This is a genomic window from Mitsuaria sp. TWR114 (genome assembly GCF_007997345.1).
The window spans coordinates 1-16,575 of sequence record NZ_VOSR01000093.1; the positions used below are offsets into that span (position 1 = coordinate 1).

The following is a 16,575-nucleotide window of genomic DNA, read 5'->3' on the forward strand; positions in this document are numbered from 1 at the left end:
GGTGGCCGCCGCAACCGCCGCACTCCAGCACCGGGAAGCGCCCGTAGCGCGTGAGGTTGCGGACTTCCTTCAGCGCCTTCGCGCAGAGCGGGCAGGCCCGGCTGGGCGCGTGGGGCACGTCCGCCTGGCGCAGCCGGTGCAGGTCGCGCAGCAGCTGGATCCAGGCGGCCGGGGACAGGTGGACCGACTCGCGCGCGTCGAACCACACCAGTCCGCAAGGGCCGCAGTGGTCGATGTCGACCGTCGCCGGCGCGTGATGGCCGGGCAGGCTCAGGTGTCGCATCGGGGCCCGGCACTGCGGGCAGTCGACCAGCGCGCCCTTGCGCAGTGGCAGGTCGTGGTCCATTGCCAACGGCGGCAGCGGCGGGGGCGCCTCCGGCACGGTGTCGGGGAAGTCGTCGCCCGGGCGGCGGCCCGGCGTGGTGGTCGGCAAGGACATGGCCGGGATTCTGGTCCATGCGCCGTTCGCCCCGATGGGGGGTTGCGCACGTCAGGCGCGTCATCGTGACGCGCGGCACGCGCCCTATAGTCCGGTTCTCGACGAGCGGCGGAGGTCAACGCCGCCGCCCCGCGACGACAAGGAACGCCCATGGTCAAGAAGCAACAGAAGACGGCCGCCCCGAAGCCGGCGAAAGGCCGCCGCAAGGACGCCGCCTCCGCCTCGGCGAAGGCCGCGGACACGCCGTTCGCGGAGCAGGTCAAGGCCTCGGCGCAGCAGATCTGGTCGGCGGGCCTGGCCGCCTTCGCCAAGGCGCAGGACCAGGGCGGCGCGATGCTGGACAAGCTGTCCGGCGACAGCGCCAAGGCCCAGGACCCGATGCGCGGCGCCGGGGAGAAGCTCGACAGCGCCGCGCGCCGGATGAGCGACCTGGCCGGCGAGGTCGGCAGCCGCGCCGGCCAGCACTGGGACAAGCTGGAATCGATCTTCGAGGACCGCGTCGCGCGCGCGCTCGCCCGGCTGGGCATGCCGGCGGCGGAAGAGGTCGCCCGGCTGCAGGCCCGCGTCGAGGCGCTGGCCGCCGAGGTCGCGATGCTGCGCGCCCAGGCAGCGCCGGGCGCGAAGGCCCAACCGGCCAAACCGGCCAAATCGCGCAAGGCCGAATCCGCCAAGTCCGAATCCCCGAAAACCGAATCGCCCAAGACCAAGGCGCCCAAGGCCCGGACCGTCCAGGCGGCCAAGTCGACCAAGGCGGCCAAGGCGGCCAAGGCTCGCGCACGCACCACCTGACCCCTTGAAGCGGCGCGCGTGGCGTGCGAAACGTCACGAATCGTTTCGGCATCCCCAGCGCACAGGGGGATGGCAGGCGGCGGGCGGTCTCGAACAATTCGACACAAGCGCAGACCTCCTGCGCGCCCCTTGTCGAACTTCCGAGTCCCGCCGCCATGAAGCGTCTGATTGCAGCCTCCCTCCTCGCCGCTCCGCTGTTCGCGTTGGCCGCGCCCGTCAACCTGGTCAACAACGGCAGCTTCGAGTCGACCGTGATCGGCAATGGCAGCTATGCCATCGTCAACAGCGTCGTCGGCTGGACCGTCGGCCCGCACGGGCTGGAAATCCGCAACAACGTCGCCGGCTCGGCCTTCAACGGCAGCAACTTCACCGAGCTGGACACCACCACCAACAGCTGGATCAGCCAGACGCTGAACACGGTGGCCGGCGCCTCGTACACGCTGAGCTTCGCCTACACCAACCGCCCGGACAACCAGGGCGCGGTGAGCAACGGCCTGACCTGGCAGATCGGCGACCTGAGCGGCAAGGTCGGCAACAACACCGACACCACCTGGCAGACCTTCAGCACCACCTTCACCGGCACCGGCAGCCCGATGACGCTGCGCTTCGGCGCGACCGGCCGCAGCGACTCCTACGGCACCTCGCTGGACAACGTGGTGGTGTCGACGCTGAGCGCCGGCGGCAACGCCTCCGCCGTGCCGGAACCGCACAGCCTGGCGCTGATGCTGGCCGGCCTGGGCGCGATGGGCTTCGTTGCCCGCCGCCGCAAGGGCGGCAAGGCCTGACACCAGGACAAGCGGGTCCTCGACGACTCGTTGGGAGCGCGACGTGGGGTAGAGACCGCGGACGCGCACGGAGACAAGGGCACCCCACGGGGTGCCCTTTCTCTTGGGCGGCGCGATGGCGCGCGCCCGGCACCTCAGCCCAGGTAGCGCGTCTCCAGGTGGCGGCGGAAGTGCGCCGGCGCCAGCGCCTCGCCGCTGGCGCGTCGCACCAGCTCCGGCGTCTCCCAGCGGCTGCCCTGCGACCAGATGCGGTCCTTGAGCCAGTCGAAGACCGGCGCGAGCTCGCCGCGCGCGATCTCCTCGTCGAGCGTCGGCCGCTCGCGGCGCATCGTCGCGAACCACTGCGCCGCGTACATCGCGCCCAGCGTGTAGCAGGGGAAGTAGCCGAAGAGGCCGCAGCCCCAGTGCACGTCCTGCATGCAGCCGTCCCTGTAGTTGCCGCGCGTGTCCAGGCCCAGCAGCTCCTGCATCTTGCGGTCCCACAGCGCGGGGATGTCCTCGACCTCGATCTCGCCCTCGATCAGCGGGCGCTCGATCTCGTAGCGCAGGATCACATGGGCCGGGTAGGTGACCTCATCGGCGTCGACGCGGATGTAGCCCGGCGCCACGCGCGTCATCAGCTTGTGCAGGTTGTCCGCGGCGAATCCGCGCTGACGGCCCAGGTGGCGCTCCACCAGCGGCTGCAGCAGGCCGGCGAAGCCGGGATGCGCGGCCAGCTGCATCTCGAAGGACAGGCTCTGGCTCTCGTGCAGGCCCATCGAGCGCGCCCGGGCCACCGGCAGCCCCAGCCACGCGCGCGGCAGGTTCTGCTCGTAGCGGCCGTGGCCGGTCTCGTGGATGGTGCCGGTCAGGCTCTGCAGGAAGCTGTCGTCGCGGTAGCGCGTGGTCATGCGCACGTCCTCGGGCACACCGCCGCAGAACGGATGGGCGCTCTCGTCCAGCCGGCCGGCCTCGAAGTCGAAGCCCAGCAGCTTCATCGCGTCCAGTCCGAGCGCCCGCTGCGCGGCCGCCGGGAACGGGCCCTGCGGGTGGATGACGTTGTCGCGCGCCTGGCGGTCCATGACCTGCCCGATCAGCCCCGGCAGCCACTGGCGCAGGTCGCCGAAGACGCGGTCCACCTCCGCCGAGCGCATGCCCGGCTCGAACTGGTCGAGCAGCGCGTCGTAGCGGCTCAGGCCCGCGTCGTCGGCGAGGTACTGCGCTTCTTCCCGCGCGTAACGCACCACCGGGCGCAGGTTCTCGACGTAGCCGGCCCAGTCGTTGGCCGGGCGTTGCTGGCGCCATTGATGCTCGCAGTGCGAGTTGGCCAGCGAGCGCGCCTCGACCAGCCGCTGCGGCACCGCATTGGCCGAGCGCCAGACGCGGCGCATCTCGCGCAGCGAGGCGCGCTGGACATCGTCCAGCGGCTCCTGCGCCGCCTCGTCGAGCAGCTGCTTCAGCGCCGGGTCGGTGCCCAGCTGGTGCAGCAGGCCGTCCATCTCGGCCAGCGCCTCGGCGCGGGCCTGCGCCCCGCGCGACGGCATGAAGGCGGACTGGTCCCAGGACGCGATCGACTGCAGGTGGGACAGACGGTGGATGCGCTGGTGGCGCTGGCACAAGGCGTCATAGGCCGGGGTGCGGGGGGTGCTCATGGCGGGGTCTCCTGTCGGTGCCCCGCATTGTGCAAGCGTCGGCGCAGGGTCCCTCCAGTCACGTCCGGCCGGGCGCGGCGCCGCGCTCAGTCCAGCATGGCGACACCCACCGAGGTCATCAGCAGGTAGCGGGCGAACTTGCCGATCGCCATGTAGCCGACGCAGGGCCAGAACGGCAGACGCAGCCAGCCCGCCAGCGCGCACAGCGGGTCGCCGACGATGGGCAGCCAGCTCATCAGGCAGGTCTTCGCGCCGAAGCGTCGCAGCCAGCCGAGCACCCGCTGGTCGCGCGGCGAGTGATGCACGGCCGCCTCGTAGGCGCGCTCAGCGCCGTAGCCCATCCACCAGGTGATCGCGCCGCCGAGGGTGTTGCCGACCGTGGCCACCAGGATCGCCGGCCAGAAGAGCTCCGGCTTCGCATGCACCAGCAGCAGCACCACCGGTTCCGACCCCATCGGCAGGAGCGTCGCCGACACCAGCGCCACGACGAACACCGCGCCCAGGCCCACCTGCGGGAGAGCCAGGGTCTCCAGCATCAGGTGAATCATGTGTTGCAGCCAAGCTTCCATGCGTGGGATTATCTGAAGACCATGTCCTTGCGCCGCCTTGCCGTCTCGTCGTTCGCGCTGATCGGCCTGGCCCTCGCGGGTCCGGGGCACGACGGCCGCCTGTCCCCGGCCGCGACCGCGCGGGCGCAGACCGCCCCGCCGTCCGCTTCCGCACAGGCAAGCGCGGCGCCCGGTCCGGCCAACGCGCTGCCTCCCATCCCGGGCTGTCCGCTGCTGGTCGCCTCGGGCAACCCGCAGTACCCGCCCTACCTGTGGCGCGACCCGGCCGACGAGCAGAAGCTGGTCGGCGCCAATGCCGACCTGATGCAGTGGCTCGCGGCCGAGATCGGCATCCCGGTCGAGACCCGCTATGTCGGCCCCTGGGGCCGGGTGCAGGAGGAGATGCGCGCCGGCCGCATCGACCTGATCGCGGGCGCCTTCTTCACGCTGCCGCGCACCGAGTACATGGACTACTTCCACCCGGCTTTCCGCGAGACGCGCAGCGTGATCTGGACCCGCAGCGCCGCACCGGTGGCGTACAAGCGCTGGAGCGACCTCGCGCCCAAGCTGGGCGTCACGGTGATTAACAACAGCTTCGGCGTCGAGTTCGACAACTACGCGCGCCAGTCGCTCAAGATCAGCCAGGTCGCCAGCATCGAGCAGGCGATCCAGATGCTGCAGCGCGGCCGGGCCGACTACCTGATCTACGAGGACACGCCGGCCGAGGCCTATGTCGCGCGCAACGGCGGGCCGGCGATCCAGCCGCTGCTGCCGGCGATCGCACGCGAGGGCCTGTACCTGACGCTGTCCCACCGCTCGCGCTGCAACACCCCCGAGCTGCGCGGGCGCCTCGCCCGCGCGGTCTATAAGCTGTCGCAGGAACGGGTGATGAACCGGCTGGTCGAGCAGGGCTTCGTGCTCTGGCGCAAGCAGCCGTCGCCCTGACGGCCCCACCCGCCGGAGGGATCGGGAGGGGAAGCCGGAGCGGTATACTTCTGCCTCTTTTTTGTGCAGCCTCCGCACCGCTCCCGATGTCCACGCCGCTGCCCGGCACGCTCACGCTGGGTTCCTTCGTCCTGCCGAACCGTCTGTTCGTCGCCCCGATGGCGGGCGTGACCGACCGGCCCTTCCGCGTCCTGTGCAAGAAGCTGGGCGCGGGCTACGCGGTCAGCGAGATGGTGACCTCGCGCAAGGACCTGTGGAACAGCCTGAAGACCTCGCGCCGCGCCAACCATGAGGGCGAGCCGGCGCCGATCTCGGTGCAGATCGCCGGCACCGACGCGGCCATGATGGCCGAGGCCGCCGCCTACAACATCGACCGCGGCGCGCAGATCATCGACATCAACATGGGCTGCCCCGCCAAGAAGGTCTGCAACAAGTGGGCGGGCTCGGCGCTGATGCAGGACGAGGCGCTGGCGCTGCAGATCGTGGAGGCCGTGGTCGCCGCCTGCGCGCCGCGCGGCGTGCCGGTGACGCTGAAGATGCGCACCGGCTGGTGCCAGGCCGAGAAGAACGCGGTGGCGCTGGCCCGGGCGGCGGAGTCCGCCGGCATCGCGATGGTGACCGTGCACGGCCGCACCCGCGAGCAGGGCTACACCGGCCACGCCGAATACGACACCATCGCCGCGGTCAAGGCCGCGCTGCGCATCCCGGTCGTCGCCAACGGCGACATCGACACCCCGCGCAAGGCCCGCGAAGTGCTGGCCGCCACCGGCGCCGACGCGATCATGGTCGGCCGCGCGGCGCAGGGGCGGCCCTGGATCTTCGCGGAGATCGCGCACTTCCTCGCCACCGGCGAGGAACTGCCGGCGCCCCGCGTCGCCGACGCCAAGCGCTGGCTGGTCGAGCACCTGCACGACCACTACGCGCTGTACGGCGAGCTCACCGGCATGCGCAGCGCGCGCAAGCACATCGGCTGGGCGGTGCGGGCGCTGCCCGGCGGCGAAGACTTCCGGCGCCGCATGAACGCGCTCGAGACCTGCGACGACCAGGTCCGCGCGCTCACCGACTGGCTCGATGCGCTGGCGGCCCACCACGAGCGCCTGCCCTACGTGCCGGCCGCCGATGACGCCGCGAACGACGGACAACACCAAGACGAAGACCAAGAAAGAAGGCTCACGGCATGACGCCCAAACCGATCGACTCCTGCATCCGCGAAAACCTGGAGGCCTACTTCCGCGACCTCGGCGGCGAGGCGCCGCACTCGATGCACGAGATGCTGATCCGGCTCGTCGAGAAACCGCTGCTGGAGGTCGTCATGCAGCACAGCGACGGCAACCAGAGCAAGGCCGCCGAATGGCTGGGCATCAATCGCAACACCCTGCGCCGCAAGCTCGTCGAACACAAGTTGATCTAGACCACCCCTACCGGCTCACGCCGGCCCCTCAAAGGGGCGAACGCGGGAGCCCAGCAAAGCCGGATCTCCGCGTTCCGCTTGGTCACACCCGAATCCCCCCGCATCGAAGGAATGTTCATGGCCCAACTCACCGCCCTGATCTCGGTCTCCGACAAGACCGGCATCGTTGAATTCGCGCAGGCGCTGCATGCGCTGAACGTGCGCCTGCTGTCCACCGGCGGCACCGCCAAGCTGCTGGCCGACGCCGGCCTGCCGGTCACCGAGGTCGCCCAGCACACCGGCTTCCCCGAGATGCTGGACGGCCGCGTCAAGACGCTGCATCCGAAGATCCACGGCGGCCTGCTGGCGCGCCGCGACCTGCCCGAGCACGTCGCCGCGATCGAGCAGCACGGCATCGACACCATCGACATCCTGGCGGTGAATCTCTATCCCTTCGAGTCCACCGTCGCCAAGCCCGGCTGCACGCTGGAGGACGCGATCGAGAACATCGACATCGGCGGCCCGGCCATGGTCCGCAGCGCGGCCAAGAACTGGAAGGACGTGACGGTGCTGACCGACGCGTCGCAGTACGCGCAGGTGCTCGAGGAGCTCAAGGCCCACGGCAAGACCAGCGACAAGACGCGCTTCGCGGCCTCGGTGGCGGCGTTCAACCGCATCGCGCAGTACGACGCCGCGATCAGCAACTACCTGAGCGCGCGCCTGGACGACGGCTCGCTGGCCGAGTACCCGGCACAGATGAACAGCAGCTTCGTGAAGGTGCAGGACCTGCGCTACGGCGAGAACTCGCACCAGACCGCCGCGCTCTACCGCGACCTGTATCCGGCGCCCGGCTCGCTGGTGACCGGCAAGCAGCTGCAGGGCAAGGAGCTCAGCTACAACAACATCGCCGACGCGGACGCCGCCTGGGAATGCGTGAAGAGCTTCGACACGCCGGCCTGCGTGATCATCAAGCACGCCAATCCCTGCGGCGTGGCCGTCGCGGCGAGCGCCGCCGACGCCTATGCCAAGGCCTTCAAGACCGATCCGACCAGCGCCTTCGGCGGCATCATCGCGTTCAACCGCGAGGTGGACCGCGCGGCGGCCGAGCTGGTGTCCAAGCAGTTCGTCGAGGTGCTGATGGCGCCGTCCTTCAGCGCCGAGGCGCGCGAGATCTTCAAGGGCAAGGTCAACGTGCGCCTGCTCGAGATCGCGCTGCCGCCGGGCGGCGCGCGCCCCTGGGACCAAGGCCGCAACGCGCAGGACGTCAAGCGCGTCGGTTCGGGCCTGCTGGTGCAGACCGCCGACAACCACTTCCTGTCCAAGGCCGACCTGAAGGTCGTCACCACGCTGCAGCCGACGGCACAGCAGCTCGATGACCTGATGTTCGCGTGGACCGTCGCGCAGTACGTCAAGAGCAACGCGATCGTGTTCTGCGGCAACGGCATGACGCTGGGCGTGGGCGCGGGCCAGATGAGCCGCATCGACTCGGCGCGCATCGCGTCGATCAAGGCGGAGAACGCCGGCCTGGCGCTGACCGGCTCGGCGGTGGCCAGCGATGCGTTCTTCCCGTTCCGCGACGGCCTGGACGTGCTGGCCGACGCGGGCGCCTCCTGCGTGATCCAGCCGGGCGGCTCGATGCGCGACGACGAAGTCATCGCCGCGGCCAACGAGCGCGGCATCGCGATGGTCTTCACCGGCGTGCGCCACTTCCGCCATTGAGCGCCTGCGCCGGGGCCGGGTCTTGCCCGCCCCGCGCGCGCTCCGCGCCGCTTCAGGCCCGGCCCTCGCGCCGGGCCTTTTGCTTGGCGCGTCATCGTCGCCGGTGCCGTCGCGGGTGGCGCATCCCTGACGCATCTCTGTCGTTAAGACTGCATCAATGCATGTACGTTCTGCAGAGCGGACCCACTCTGATTGGGGATACGGGGCCCAGGCACCCACTCATTTGCGTCGCGGGCCTGCAACTCCGTATGCACTTTTTTACCGGAGCGTGACCTCTTCCATTGACCGGCCAAGTGCGGCATTGATACCTTTCGCCCCCGCATCGCCGAGATGCGATTTTTCTTTAGAGAGAAGTATTCGAATGACCAAGATTTCCGCCATCGTCGCCGCCGCCCTGCTGGCCGCCGGCGCCGCTCAAGCCCAAACCGCGACCGCCAACCCGTTCTACGGCGAAGTCGGCTACACCTTCATCAAGCTGAAGGCTGACGGCGCGTCGATCAAGCCGGGCCTGATCCGCACGATCGTCGGCTACGAACTGCACCCGAACGTCGCCCTGGAAGGCATGTTCGCCTTCGGCGCGTCCGACGACACCGTCGACGGCGTGAAGTACAAGGTCACGCGCAGCGTCGGCCTGTTCGTGACCCCGAAGTACGCCTTCGACCAGTTCGAAGTGTTCGGCCGCCTGGGCTACGCCGACAGCAAGATCAAGGCTTCGGAAGCCGGCGTCTCGGCCTCGGACAGCGACGGCAGCTTCGCGTACGGTCTGGGCGCGAAGTACAACTTCGACAAGTCGTTCTACGGCGCCGTGGACTACATGCGCTACTACAAGAAGGACGACGTCAAGGCCGACGGCTTCACGCTGAGCGTGGGCTACCGCTTCTGATCGTCGCGATCGCCTCGTGCGATCCGACCGGGCCCTCATCGGCCCGAATTGAAAGCCCGGCTCCGGCCGGGCTTTTTCTTTTTGCGCGCCGGCACGCACCGGGCCGGCCGCGGCTAGTCGCGCCCCTCTAGTCCAGGGTCGACGCGCTTGGCCCGCCACGCGAATGCGCATAGCCTTCGGCTCATTCCAAGCATCCGGCGGAGACACGCGATGGACCAAGCCCTGCACGAGCGCCTGCACCTGATCCTGGAGCAGCAGCGCGCGGCCTTCGACCGCGAACGCCTGCCCTCGCTCGCGCAGCGTCGCGACCGGCTGGAGCGGCTGCGGCGCATGACCGCCACGCATGCGCAGGACCTGGCCGAGGCGATGTCCCGGGACTTCGGCCACCGCTCGCGGCACGAGAGCCTGCTGGCCGACCTCTTCACCGTCGAGTCCGGCGCGCGCCACGCGGTCCGGCACCTCAAGCGCTGGATGGCCGTGCGGCGCGCGCCGACCGCGCTGCACTTCCTGCCCGCGTCCAACCGCCTGATGCCGCAGCCGCTCGGCGTGGTGGGCATCGTCGCGCCCTGGAACTATCCGTACTACCTGGCGATGGCGCCGGCGCTCGCGGCGCTGGCCGCGGGCAACCGCGTGATGATCAAACCCTCGGAGCTGACGCCCGCGACCTCCGAGCTGATGGCGCGGCTCGTCGCCCAGCACTTCGCGCCCGACGAGATGACGGTCGTCACCGGCGACGCCGAGGTCGGCAAGGCCTTCACCCACCTGCCCTTCGATCACCTGTTCTTCACCGGCTCGACGCCGGTGGGCCGGCTGGTGGCGCAGGCCGCGGCGCAGCGCCTGACGCCGGTCACCCTGGAGCTGGGTGGCAAGTCGCCCGCGATCGTCGACCGCAGCGCCGATCTCGCGCTGGCCGCTGAGCGGATCGCCTTCGGCAAGCTGCTCAACGCCGGCCAGACCTGCGTCGCGCCGGACTACGTGCTGGCGCCCAAGGAGCTGGTGCAGCCGCTGGCCGACGCGATCGTGGCGGCGGTGCGGCGCTTCTATCCGCGCATCGACGGCAACCCCGACTACACCGCCATCGTCAGCCCGCGCCACCATGCGCGGCTGCGCGGCCTGCTGGACGACGCCCGCGCCCGCGGCGCGACGCTGCGTCCGACGCACGACGAGGCACCAGCCGATCGCCGCCTCGTGCCCACGCTGCTGCTGGGCACGACGCCCGACATGACGGTGATGCGCGAGGAGATCTTCGGCCCGCTGCTGCCCATCGTGCCCTACGGCCACGTGTCCGAGGCGATCGCGCAGGTCAACGCGGGCGACCGCCCGCTGGCGCTCTACTGGTTCGGCGAGGACCGGGCCGCGCGCGAGGACGTGCTGGCCCGCACCGTGGCCGGCGGCGTCACCGTCAACGACTGCATCTGGCACCTGGGCCAGGAGGAGCAGCCCTTCGGCGGCGTCGGCGCCAGCGGCATGGGCGCGTATCACGGCGTTTGGGGCTTCAACACCTTCAGCAAGCTCAAGCCGGTCTTCCTGCAGACGCGCTTCGCCGGCACCCGGTTGTTCCATCCGCCCTATGGCCGGACCTTCGACCGCCTGCTCGGCCTGCTGAAGAAGATCACATGAGCGCCGCGGACCGCGTCGACGCCGACATCGTGATCGTCGGCGGCGGCTCCGCGGGCGCGGTGCTGGCCAGCCGGCTCAGCGAGGACCCCGCCTGCCGCGTGCTGCTGCTGGAAGCCGGCGGCCGCGGCGACGGCTGGATCACGCGGACGCCCTTCGCCGGCGTGCTGCAGGTCGCGGCCAGGCTCAACAACTGGGGCTTCGAGACCGTGCCGCAGGCCGGCCTGAACGGGCGGCGCGGCTACCAGCCACGCGGCAAGGCGCTGGGCGGTTCCTCGGCGATCAATGCGATGGTCTACACCCGCGGACATCGCAGCGACTACGACGCCTGGGCGGCGGCGGGCAATCCGGGTTGGGGTTACGACGAGCTGCTGTCGTACTTCGTGAAGGCCGAGCGCAACGCGCGTTTCGGCGCGCCGTGGCACGGGCAGGACGGCCCGCTGCGCGTCGGCGACCTGCGCACCGACAGCCCGGTGCACGCGGCCTGGCTAGCCGCCGCGCGTGAATGCGGCCATCCGGTGCGCGAGGACTTCAACGGCGACGACATGGCGGGCCTGGGCGTCTACCAGGTCACGCAGCATGAGGGCGAGCGCTGGAGCGTCGCCCGCGGCTACCTGCATCCGATCCTCGGCCAGCGGCCCAACCTGCGCGTGGAGACCGGCGCACGCGCGCTGAAGCTGGTGCTGGAAGGCCGGCGCGCGATCGGCGTGGAGGTGCTGCAAGGCGGCCAGCGGCGGATGCTGCGCGCGGCGCGCGAGGTGCTCGTCTGCGCGGGGGCGCTGCAGTCGCCGCAGCTGCTGATGTGCTCGGGCATCGGCGACGGCGCCGCGCTGCAGGCGCTGGGCCTGCCGGTGGCGCACCACCTGCCGGGCGTCGGTCGCAACCTGCACGACCATCCGGACTTCGTCTTCGGTTACGCCTCGGACCGGCTCGAACTGGCCGGGCTGTCGCTGCGCGGCGGCTGGTCCTTCCTGCAGCAGGCCCGGCGTTACCGCCGCGAGCGGCGCGGCCTCGTCACCAGCAACTTCGCCGAATGCGGTGGGTTCCTCTCGACGCGCCCCGGCCTGCCGGCACCCAACGTGCAGCTGCACCTGGTGGTGGCGCTGGTGGAGGACCATGCACGGCGGCTGCACCTGGGCCATGGAATGTCCTGCCATGTATGCCTGCTGCGTCCGCGCAGCCGCGGCGCCCTGACGCTGGCGAGCGCCGATCCGCTGACCGCGCCGCGCATCGATCCGGCCTTCCTCGACCACCCCGAGGACGTGCGCGAGCTGATCGAGGGCTACAAGCTGACGCGCGACCTGATGCGCGCGCCGGCGATGCGGGCGCTGTGGCGGCGCGAGCTGTGGAGCGCCAACGTCGGTGGCAACGGCACCGGCACTGGCACTGGCAACGACGACGACCTGGCAATCGAAGCGCTGCTGCGCGCCCGTGTCGACACCGTCTATCACCCGGTGGGCACCTGCCGCATGGGCGCGGACGCGCTGGCGGTGGTGGACGAGCGGCTGCGAGTGCGCGGCCTGGACGGGCTGCGCGTGGTGGACGCGTCGATCATGCCGAGCGTCATCAGCGGCAACACCAACGCGCCGGTGGTGGCGATCGCCGAGAAGGCGGCCGCGATGATCCAGCAGGGATAATCGCGCCCCATGGTCCTTGCCGAAATCACCGGCCTGTTCCTGTCCTGGCTGGCGCGCCTGATCACCGGCGCCCAGGGACACTGGAAAGGCTGCCCGCCGACGTCGGAACAACGCATCTACTTCGCCAACCATCAGAGCCATTTCGACTGGGTGCTGATCTGGGCCTCGCTGCCCGGCGAACTGCGCGCGCGTACCCGCCCGATCGCCGCGCGCGACTACTGGACGAGCTCCGCGCTCAAGACCTGGCTCACCACCGCCGTGTTCAACGCCGTCTACGTCAGCCGCACCCGCGCCACGCCGGACGAGGATCCGCTCGAGCCGCTGGTGGACGCGCTGCAGGGCGGCGACTCGCTGGTCATCTTCCCGGAGGGCACGCGCTCCAACAAGGGCGCGCCGCAGGCCTTCAAGGCCGGCCTCTATCACCTCTCCGAGCAGTTCCCCGAGGTGCAGCTGATCCCGACCTGGATCGACAACGTCCAGCGCGTCATGCCCAAGGGCGAGGTCGTGCCGGTGCCCATCCTCTGCACCGTCACCTTCGGCGCGCGATCCGCATCGAGCCCGGCGAGGACAAGCGCGCGTTCCTGGAACGCGCCCGCGCCGCCGTGATGGCGCTGCGTCCGGGAGGGTGGAAGGAATGAGGTGGCTCAAGTCATTGAACACCGGCGAGCAGGTCGCCTTCCTGTTCGTCGTGCTGTTCGGCGCGCTGCTGCTGGTGAGCATCGGCTCGGTGCTGTGGTCGCTGCGCGAGCGGCCCGAGCAGGAGCAGGAAGCCTGGCAGGCGCGCTGGGCGCGGTTCCGGCATGAGCTCAACATGGTGTGGGTCGGCGCCTGCCTGTTCTGGGCCGCCTGGGTGTCGGGACCGGTCGGCGCAACGCTGCTGTTCGGCGTGTTCTCCTTCCTCGCCTTCCGCGAGTTCATCACCCTGCTGCACACCCGCCGCGCCGACCACCGCGGGCTGATCATGGCCTTCTTCGTGATCCTGCCGCTGCAGTACGTGCTGGTGGGCACGCGCCACTTCGACCTGTTCTCGGTGCTGATCCCGGTCTACGGCTTCCTGGCGATCCCGGTGGCCAGCGCGCTGGCGGACGATCCCGGCCGCTTCCTCGAGCGCAACGCCAAGATCCAGTGGGGCATCATGGTCTGCGTCTACGGGCTGTCGCACGCGCCGGCGCTGCTGCTGCTGGACATCCCCAAGTACCAGGGGCGCGGCGCCTTCCTGCTGTTCTTCCTGGTGGCGGTGGTGGCCTGCGGGCAGATCGCCCAGGCGGTCGCGACCAGCCGCTTCCGCGCGCGGCCGGTGGCGCGCCGCATCAGCCGCTCGTTCACGATGAAGGCCTGGTGGATCGGCGCGTTCGCGGCCGCCGTCGCCGGCGCGCTGCTCTACTGGATCACGCCCTTCAAGGCCGGCCAGGCGGCGATCGCGGCCTTCATCGCGGCCGGGTGCGGCAGCTTCGGCGTCTTCGTGATGCAGGCGCTCAAGCGCGACGCCGGCATCCATGCCTGGGGCAACCGCAGCGCGATCACCGGCGCGGTGGGGCTGCTGGACCGCATCGCGGTCATGTGCTTCGCGGCGCCGGTGTTCTTCCATTCGGTGCGGTGGTACTTCCGCGCCGCGACCTGAGGAGATCCGCCATGCGCATCCTGGGCATCGACCCCGGCCTGCAGACGACCGGCTTCGGCGTGATCGACGCGGACGGGCCGCGCCTGGCCTACGTGGCCAGCGGCACGATCAAGACCAACGCGCTGCCGACCGGCGACCTGCCCGGCCGGCTCAAGATCCTCTACGACGGCATCCGCGAGGTGGTGTCGCGCTACCAGCCGACCTGCGCGGCGGTGGAGATCATCTTCGTCAACGTCAACCCGCAGTCGACGCTGCTGCTGGGCCAGGCGCGCGGCGCGGCGCTGACGGCGCTGGTGTCCTGCGACCTGCATGTGTCGGAGTACACCGCGGTGCAGATGAAGAAGGCCATCACCGGTCACGGCGGCGCGGCCAAGGCGCAGGTGCAGGCGATGGTGGCGCGGCTGCTGGCGCTGCCCGGCGAGCCGGGCAAGGACGCGGCCGACGCGCTGGGCATCGCGATCATGGACGCGCACGCGCGGGTGTCCTTCGACGCGATGAGCCGCCAGACCACGCTGCAGCGGCGCCAGCACGCGCAGTTCAAGGGCTCGCGCACCTACTGAGGCCCAGGGCGGCGCTTCAGGGCTCGTCGTGCCAGTAGTCGAGGTCGCCCTCGCCGACCTTGCGCAGCGCCTCGAACGGGCGGTCGCCGCCGATGCCGCCTCGGCCATGAATTTGTTGGAGTCGGGATAGACGCAGATCTCGGGCTGCTCCATCGTGCTGATGGACAGGTATTTGATCGGCGCGTCCGAGGTGTTGATGATGTGGTGCGGGTACTCGGGACCGGCGGGGATGAAGATCACGTCGCCGGCCTTGATCGGCAGCCGCTCGCCGGCCACGCGCAGCGTGCCGGAGCCTTCCAGCACGATGAACATTTCCTCCTGCGCGTGATGCAGGTGGTAGGGGCAGGTGGTCTTGCCCGGCTCGACGATGTCATAGGACGCGCCGAGCTTGCTCGCGGCGGTGCCGCGCGCCAGCCGCGCGAAGCGCGACTCGTACAGCGGCTCGCGCTTGAACGCGGTCAGCTCGACTTCATGGAAATTGCGGATCAGCTGGGCGGCGAGCGCCTGGGCACGGTCGGTCATGCGGGGTCTCCTTGCGCGGCGACGGGAGTGTGGGGTTCACTTGAACCCGGAACCGCAGGCTATCGCGTGCCGACCGGTCCGTCATCACACCACCGGCACACCCGACGCGCTGCCATAGCGATTCGGCGCGGTCGGCTGCACCAGCCAGTACAGCACGACGAAGAAGCCGATGATCGGGATCAGGCTGATCAGCTGCCACCAGCCGCTGCGGTCGATGTCGTGCAGGCGGCGCGAGGCGGCGGCCAGCGAGGGCACCAGCATCGCCAGCGAGAAGATCAGGCTCAGCACGTCGGAGAAGACGCCCAGCCCCAGCGAGACCAGGACGAGGAACAGCGCAAACCACCAGTATTCGGACCGGCTGGCGGTCCCGTTGAAGTCGGCGTACTTGCGCAGGCAGATCTGGATCGATTCTCCGAATGTCATGGCATCCCCCTCTCTCGTGTGAACATGTCGCCCCGGATCGGGGTCGGGGCGGATCGTAATGGCCTCCCGCCACCATGGCGATCCCTCGCAGGGAGGACGAAAGTCAGTTGGAATAACCGGCCTTCCTGCCGTGTTCATGCAATACCCCCACCTGATCCCAACCCAGGAGACCCCGCATGACGAAGACCCTCAAGCTCACCGCCGCCGCGCTGCTGATGGCCGCCGCCGGCCTCGCCACCGCGCAGACCGCTCCCGCGATGGCCAAGGACGGCGCGCTGGTCGGCGCCAACGACATGACGCTCTACACCTTCGACAAGGACGCCGCCGGCTCCGGCAAGAGCGTCTGCAACGGGCCCTGCGCCACCAACTGGCCGCCGCTGATGGCCCGCGCCGAGGACAAGGCCAGCGGCGACTGGTCCATCATCACGCGCGACGACGGCTCCAAGCAGTGGGCCTACAAGGGCAAGCCGCTGTACTTCTGGGCCAAGGACGCCAAGCCCGGCGACCGCAGCGGCGACGGCATCAACCAGGTCTGGCACACGGCGAAGCCATAAACCGCTCCCCTGTTTCCGCGACCGCAGGCCGTCCGTCCGATGCCCCTCGTCCTCGACGAAGCCTTGCCGCTGCTGCCGCGCCTGCGCCGCCACGCGCGGCTGCTGTGCGGCGACGCGGCGCGGGCGGACGACCTGCTCCAGGACACGCTCGAGCGCGCGGCCCGCAAGGGCGCGCTGTTCCATGCCGAGCCCGGCCCCACGCGCCTGGATGCGCTGCGCAACTGGCTGCTGACGCTGATGCATCGCCTCTACCTGAACCAGCGGCGCGATGCCCGCGAGGCCCTGCACGACTCGCTGGACGACGAGGACACGCCGCAGCCGCTGGTCCATGAACCGCAGCAGCAGGTGGCCCTGCGCCTGGACCTCGAGCGGGCGCTGGCCGCGCTGCCCGCCGCCTCGCGCGAGATCCTGCTGCTGGTCTGCGTCGAGGAACTCAGCTACCAGGCCGCCGCCCAGGTGCTGGAGGTGCCGGTAGGCACGGTGATGTCGCGGTTGTCCCGCGCGCGGGAGCG

General features: G+C 70.4%; 16 protein-coding genes and 3 pseudogenes. 14 read left to right on the forward strand and 5 right to left on the reverse strand.

The annotated features are described in order from the left end of the window. Positions 1-439, reverse strand: a pseudogene (locus FUT87_RS04815) (hypothetical protein); the annotation flags it as partial. Positions 440-589: 150 nt separating this feature from the next. On the opposite strand from FUT87_RS04815, the gene FUT87_RS04820 reads away from it, so the two are divergent. Further along, positions 590-1,228 carry a phasin family protein gene (locus FUT87_RS04820; RefSeq protein ID WP_147240246.1) on the forward strand — a complete coding sequence of 213 codons (639 nt, stop codon included), beginning with the start codon at positions 590-592 and terminating at the stop codon, positions 1,226-1,228. Positions 1,229-1,383: 155 nt separating this feature from the next. Further along, complete coding sequence (locus FUT87_RS04825; protein WP_091725900.1) at positions 1,384-2,013, forward strand: PEP-CTERM sorting domain-containing protein; 630 nt, start codon at positions 1,384-1,386, stop codon at positions 2,011-2,013. A gap of 134 nt (positions 2,014-2,147) precedes the next feature. Here FUT87_RS04825 and FUT87_RS04830 read toward each other — a convergent pair whose 3' ends face one another. Together FUT87_RS04830 and FUT87_RS04835 are read right to left on the reverse strand one after the other, a co-directional pair. Further along, the gene (locus FUT87_RS04830) at positions 2,148-3,644 is read right to left on the reverse strand and encodes a carboxypeptidase M32 (RefSeq protein WP_147240247.1); all 1,497 of its coding nucleotides are present in this window, start codon (positions 3,642-3,644) and stop codon (positions 2,148-2,150) included. A gap of 86 nt (positions 3,645-3,730) precedes the next feature. Next, positions 3,731-4,213, reverse strand: a complete 483-nt coding sequence (locus tag FUT87_RS04835; RefSeq protein WP_091725908.1) for a YqaA family protein — start codon at positions 4,211-4,213, stop codon at positions 3,731-3,733. 21 nt (positions 4,214-4,234) lie between these two features. On the opposite strand from FUT87_RS04835, the gene FUT87_RS04840 reads away from it, so the two are divergent. The 10 genes and pseudogenes from FUT87_RS04840 (at position 4,235) to ruvC (ending at position 14,564) form a co-directional block, all read left to right on the forward strand. Next, positions 4,235-5,137: an ABC transporter substrate-binding protein gene (locus tag FUT87_RS04840; RefSeq protein WP_147240248.1), complete on the forward strand. Its 903-nt coding sequence runs from the start codon at positions 4,235-4,237 to the stop codon at positions 5,135-5,137. Positions 5,138-5,223: 86 nt separating this feature from the next. Continuing rightward, the gene (gene dusB, locus FUT87_RS04845) at positions 5,224-6,318 is read left to right on the forward strand and encodes a tRNA dihydrouridine synthase DusB (RefSeq protein ID WP_091725917.1); all 1,095 of its coding nucleotides are present in this window, start codon (positions 5,224-5,226) and stop codon (positions 6,316-6,318) included. Continuing rightward, positions 6,315-6,548 (forward strand): helix-turn-helix domain-containing protein, encoded by a 234-nt coding sequence (locus FUT87_RS04850; RefSeq protein WP_091725921.1) that lies wholly within the window; start codon positions 6,315-6,317, stop codon positions 6,546-6,548. The genes dusB and FUT87_RS04850 overlap by 4 nt, the downstream gene beginning before the upstream one ends. 117 nt (positions 6,549-6,665) lie before the next feature. After that, positions 6,666-8,246 (forward strand): bifunctional phosphoribosylaminoimidazolecarboxamide formyltransferase/IMP cyclohydrolase, encoded by a 1,581-nt coding sequence (gene purH, locus FUT87_RS04855; protein ID WP_147240249.1) that lies wholly within the window; start codon positions 6,666-6,668, stop codon positions 8,244-8,246. 361 nt (positions 8,247-8,607) lie between these two features. Continuing rightward, a complete protein-coding gene (locus tag FUT87_RS04860) occupies positions 8,608-9,129 on the forward strand; it encodes a porin family protein (protein WP_147240250.1) in 522 nt (173 codons plus the stop codon). A gap of 210 nt (positions 9,130-9,339) precedes the next feature. Further along, a complete protein-coding gene (locus tag FUT87_RS04865; protein ID WP_147240251.1) occupies positions 9,340-10,749 on the forward strand; it encodes a coniferyl aldehyde dehydrogenase in 1,410 nt (469 codons plus the stop codon). Next, entirely contained in the window at positions 10,746-12,383 is a 1,638-nt protein-coding gene (locus FUT87_RS04870) for a GMC family oxidoreductase (protein ID WP_147240252.1), read from the forward strand. Before FUT87_RS04865 ends, FUT87_RS04870 begins: the two co-directional genes overlap by 4 nt. Positions 12,384-12,392: 9 nt before the next feature. Continuing rightward, positions 12,393-13,021 (forward strand): annotated as a pseudogene (locus FUT87_RS04875) (lysophospholipid acyltransferase family protein). Then, on the forward strand, positions 13,018-14,004 hold the full coding sequence (locus FUT87_RS04880; RefSeq protein ID WP_091725941.1) for a phosphatidate cytidylyltransferase: 987 nt from the start codon (positions 13,018-13,020) through the stop codon (positions 14,002-14,004). The pseudogene FUT87_RS04875 and the gene FUT87_RS04880 overlap by 4 nt, the downstream one beginning before the upstream one ends. A gap of 11 nt (positions 14,005-14,015) precedes the next feature. After that, on the forward strand, positions 14,016-14,564 hold the full coding sequence (gene ruvC / locus FUT87_RS04885) for a crossover junction endodeoxyribonuclease RuvC (protein ID WP_091725944.1): 549 nt from the start codon (positions 14,016-14,018) through the stop codon (positions 14,562-14,564). Positions 14,565-14,780: 216 nt separating this feature from the next. On the opposite strand, the pseudogene FUT87_RS31595 reads toward ruvC, so the two are convergent. Next, positions 14,781-15,086, reverse strand: a pseudogene (locus FUT87_RS31595) (cupin domain-containing protein); the annotation flags it as partial. A gap of 84 nt (positions 15,087-15,170) precedes the next feature. Then, a complete protein-coding gene (locus FUT87_RS04895) occupies positions 15,171-15,509 on the reverse strand; it encodes a DUF805 domain-containing protein (protein ID WP_147240253.1) in 339 nt (112 codons plus the stop codon). Positions 15,510-15,685: 176 nt separating this feature from the next. On the opposite strand from FUT87_RS04895, the gene FUT87_RS04900 reads away from it, so the two are divergent. Next, complete coding sequence (locus FUT87_RS04900) at positions 15,686-16,063, forward strand: hypothetical protein (protein ID WP_147240254.1); 378 nt, start codon at positions 15,686-15,688, stop codon at positions 16,061-16,063. A 39-nt stretch (positions 16,064-16,102) separates the two neighbouring features. Further along, positions 16,103-16,575, forward strand: a 473-nt coding sequence (locus FUT87_RS04905; RefSeq protein WP_147240255.1) for an RNA polymerase sigma factor, incomplete at its 3' end; no start/stop codon positions are given.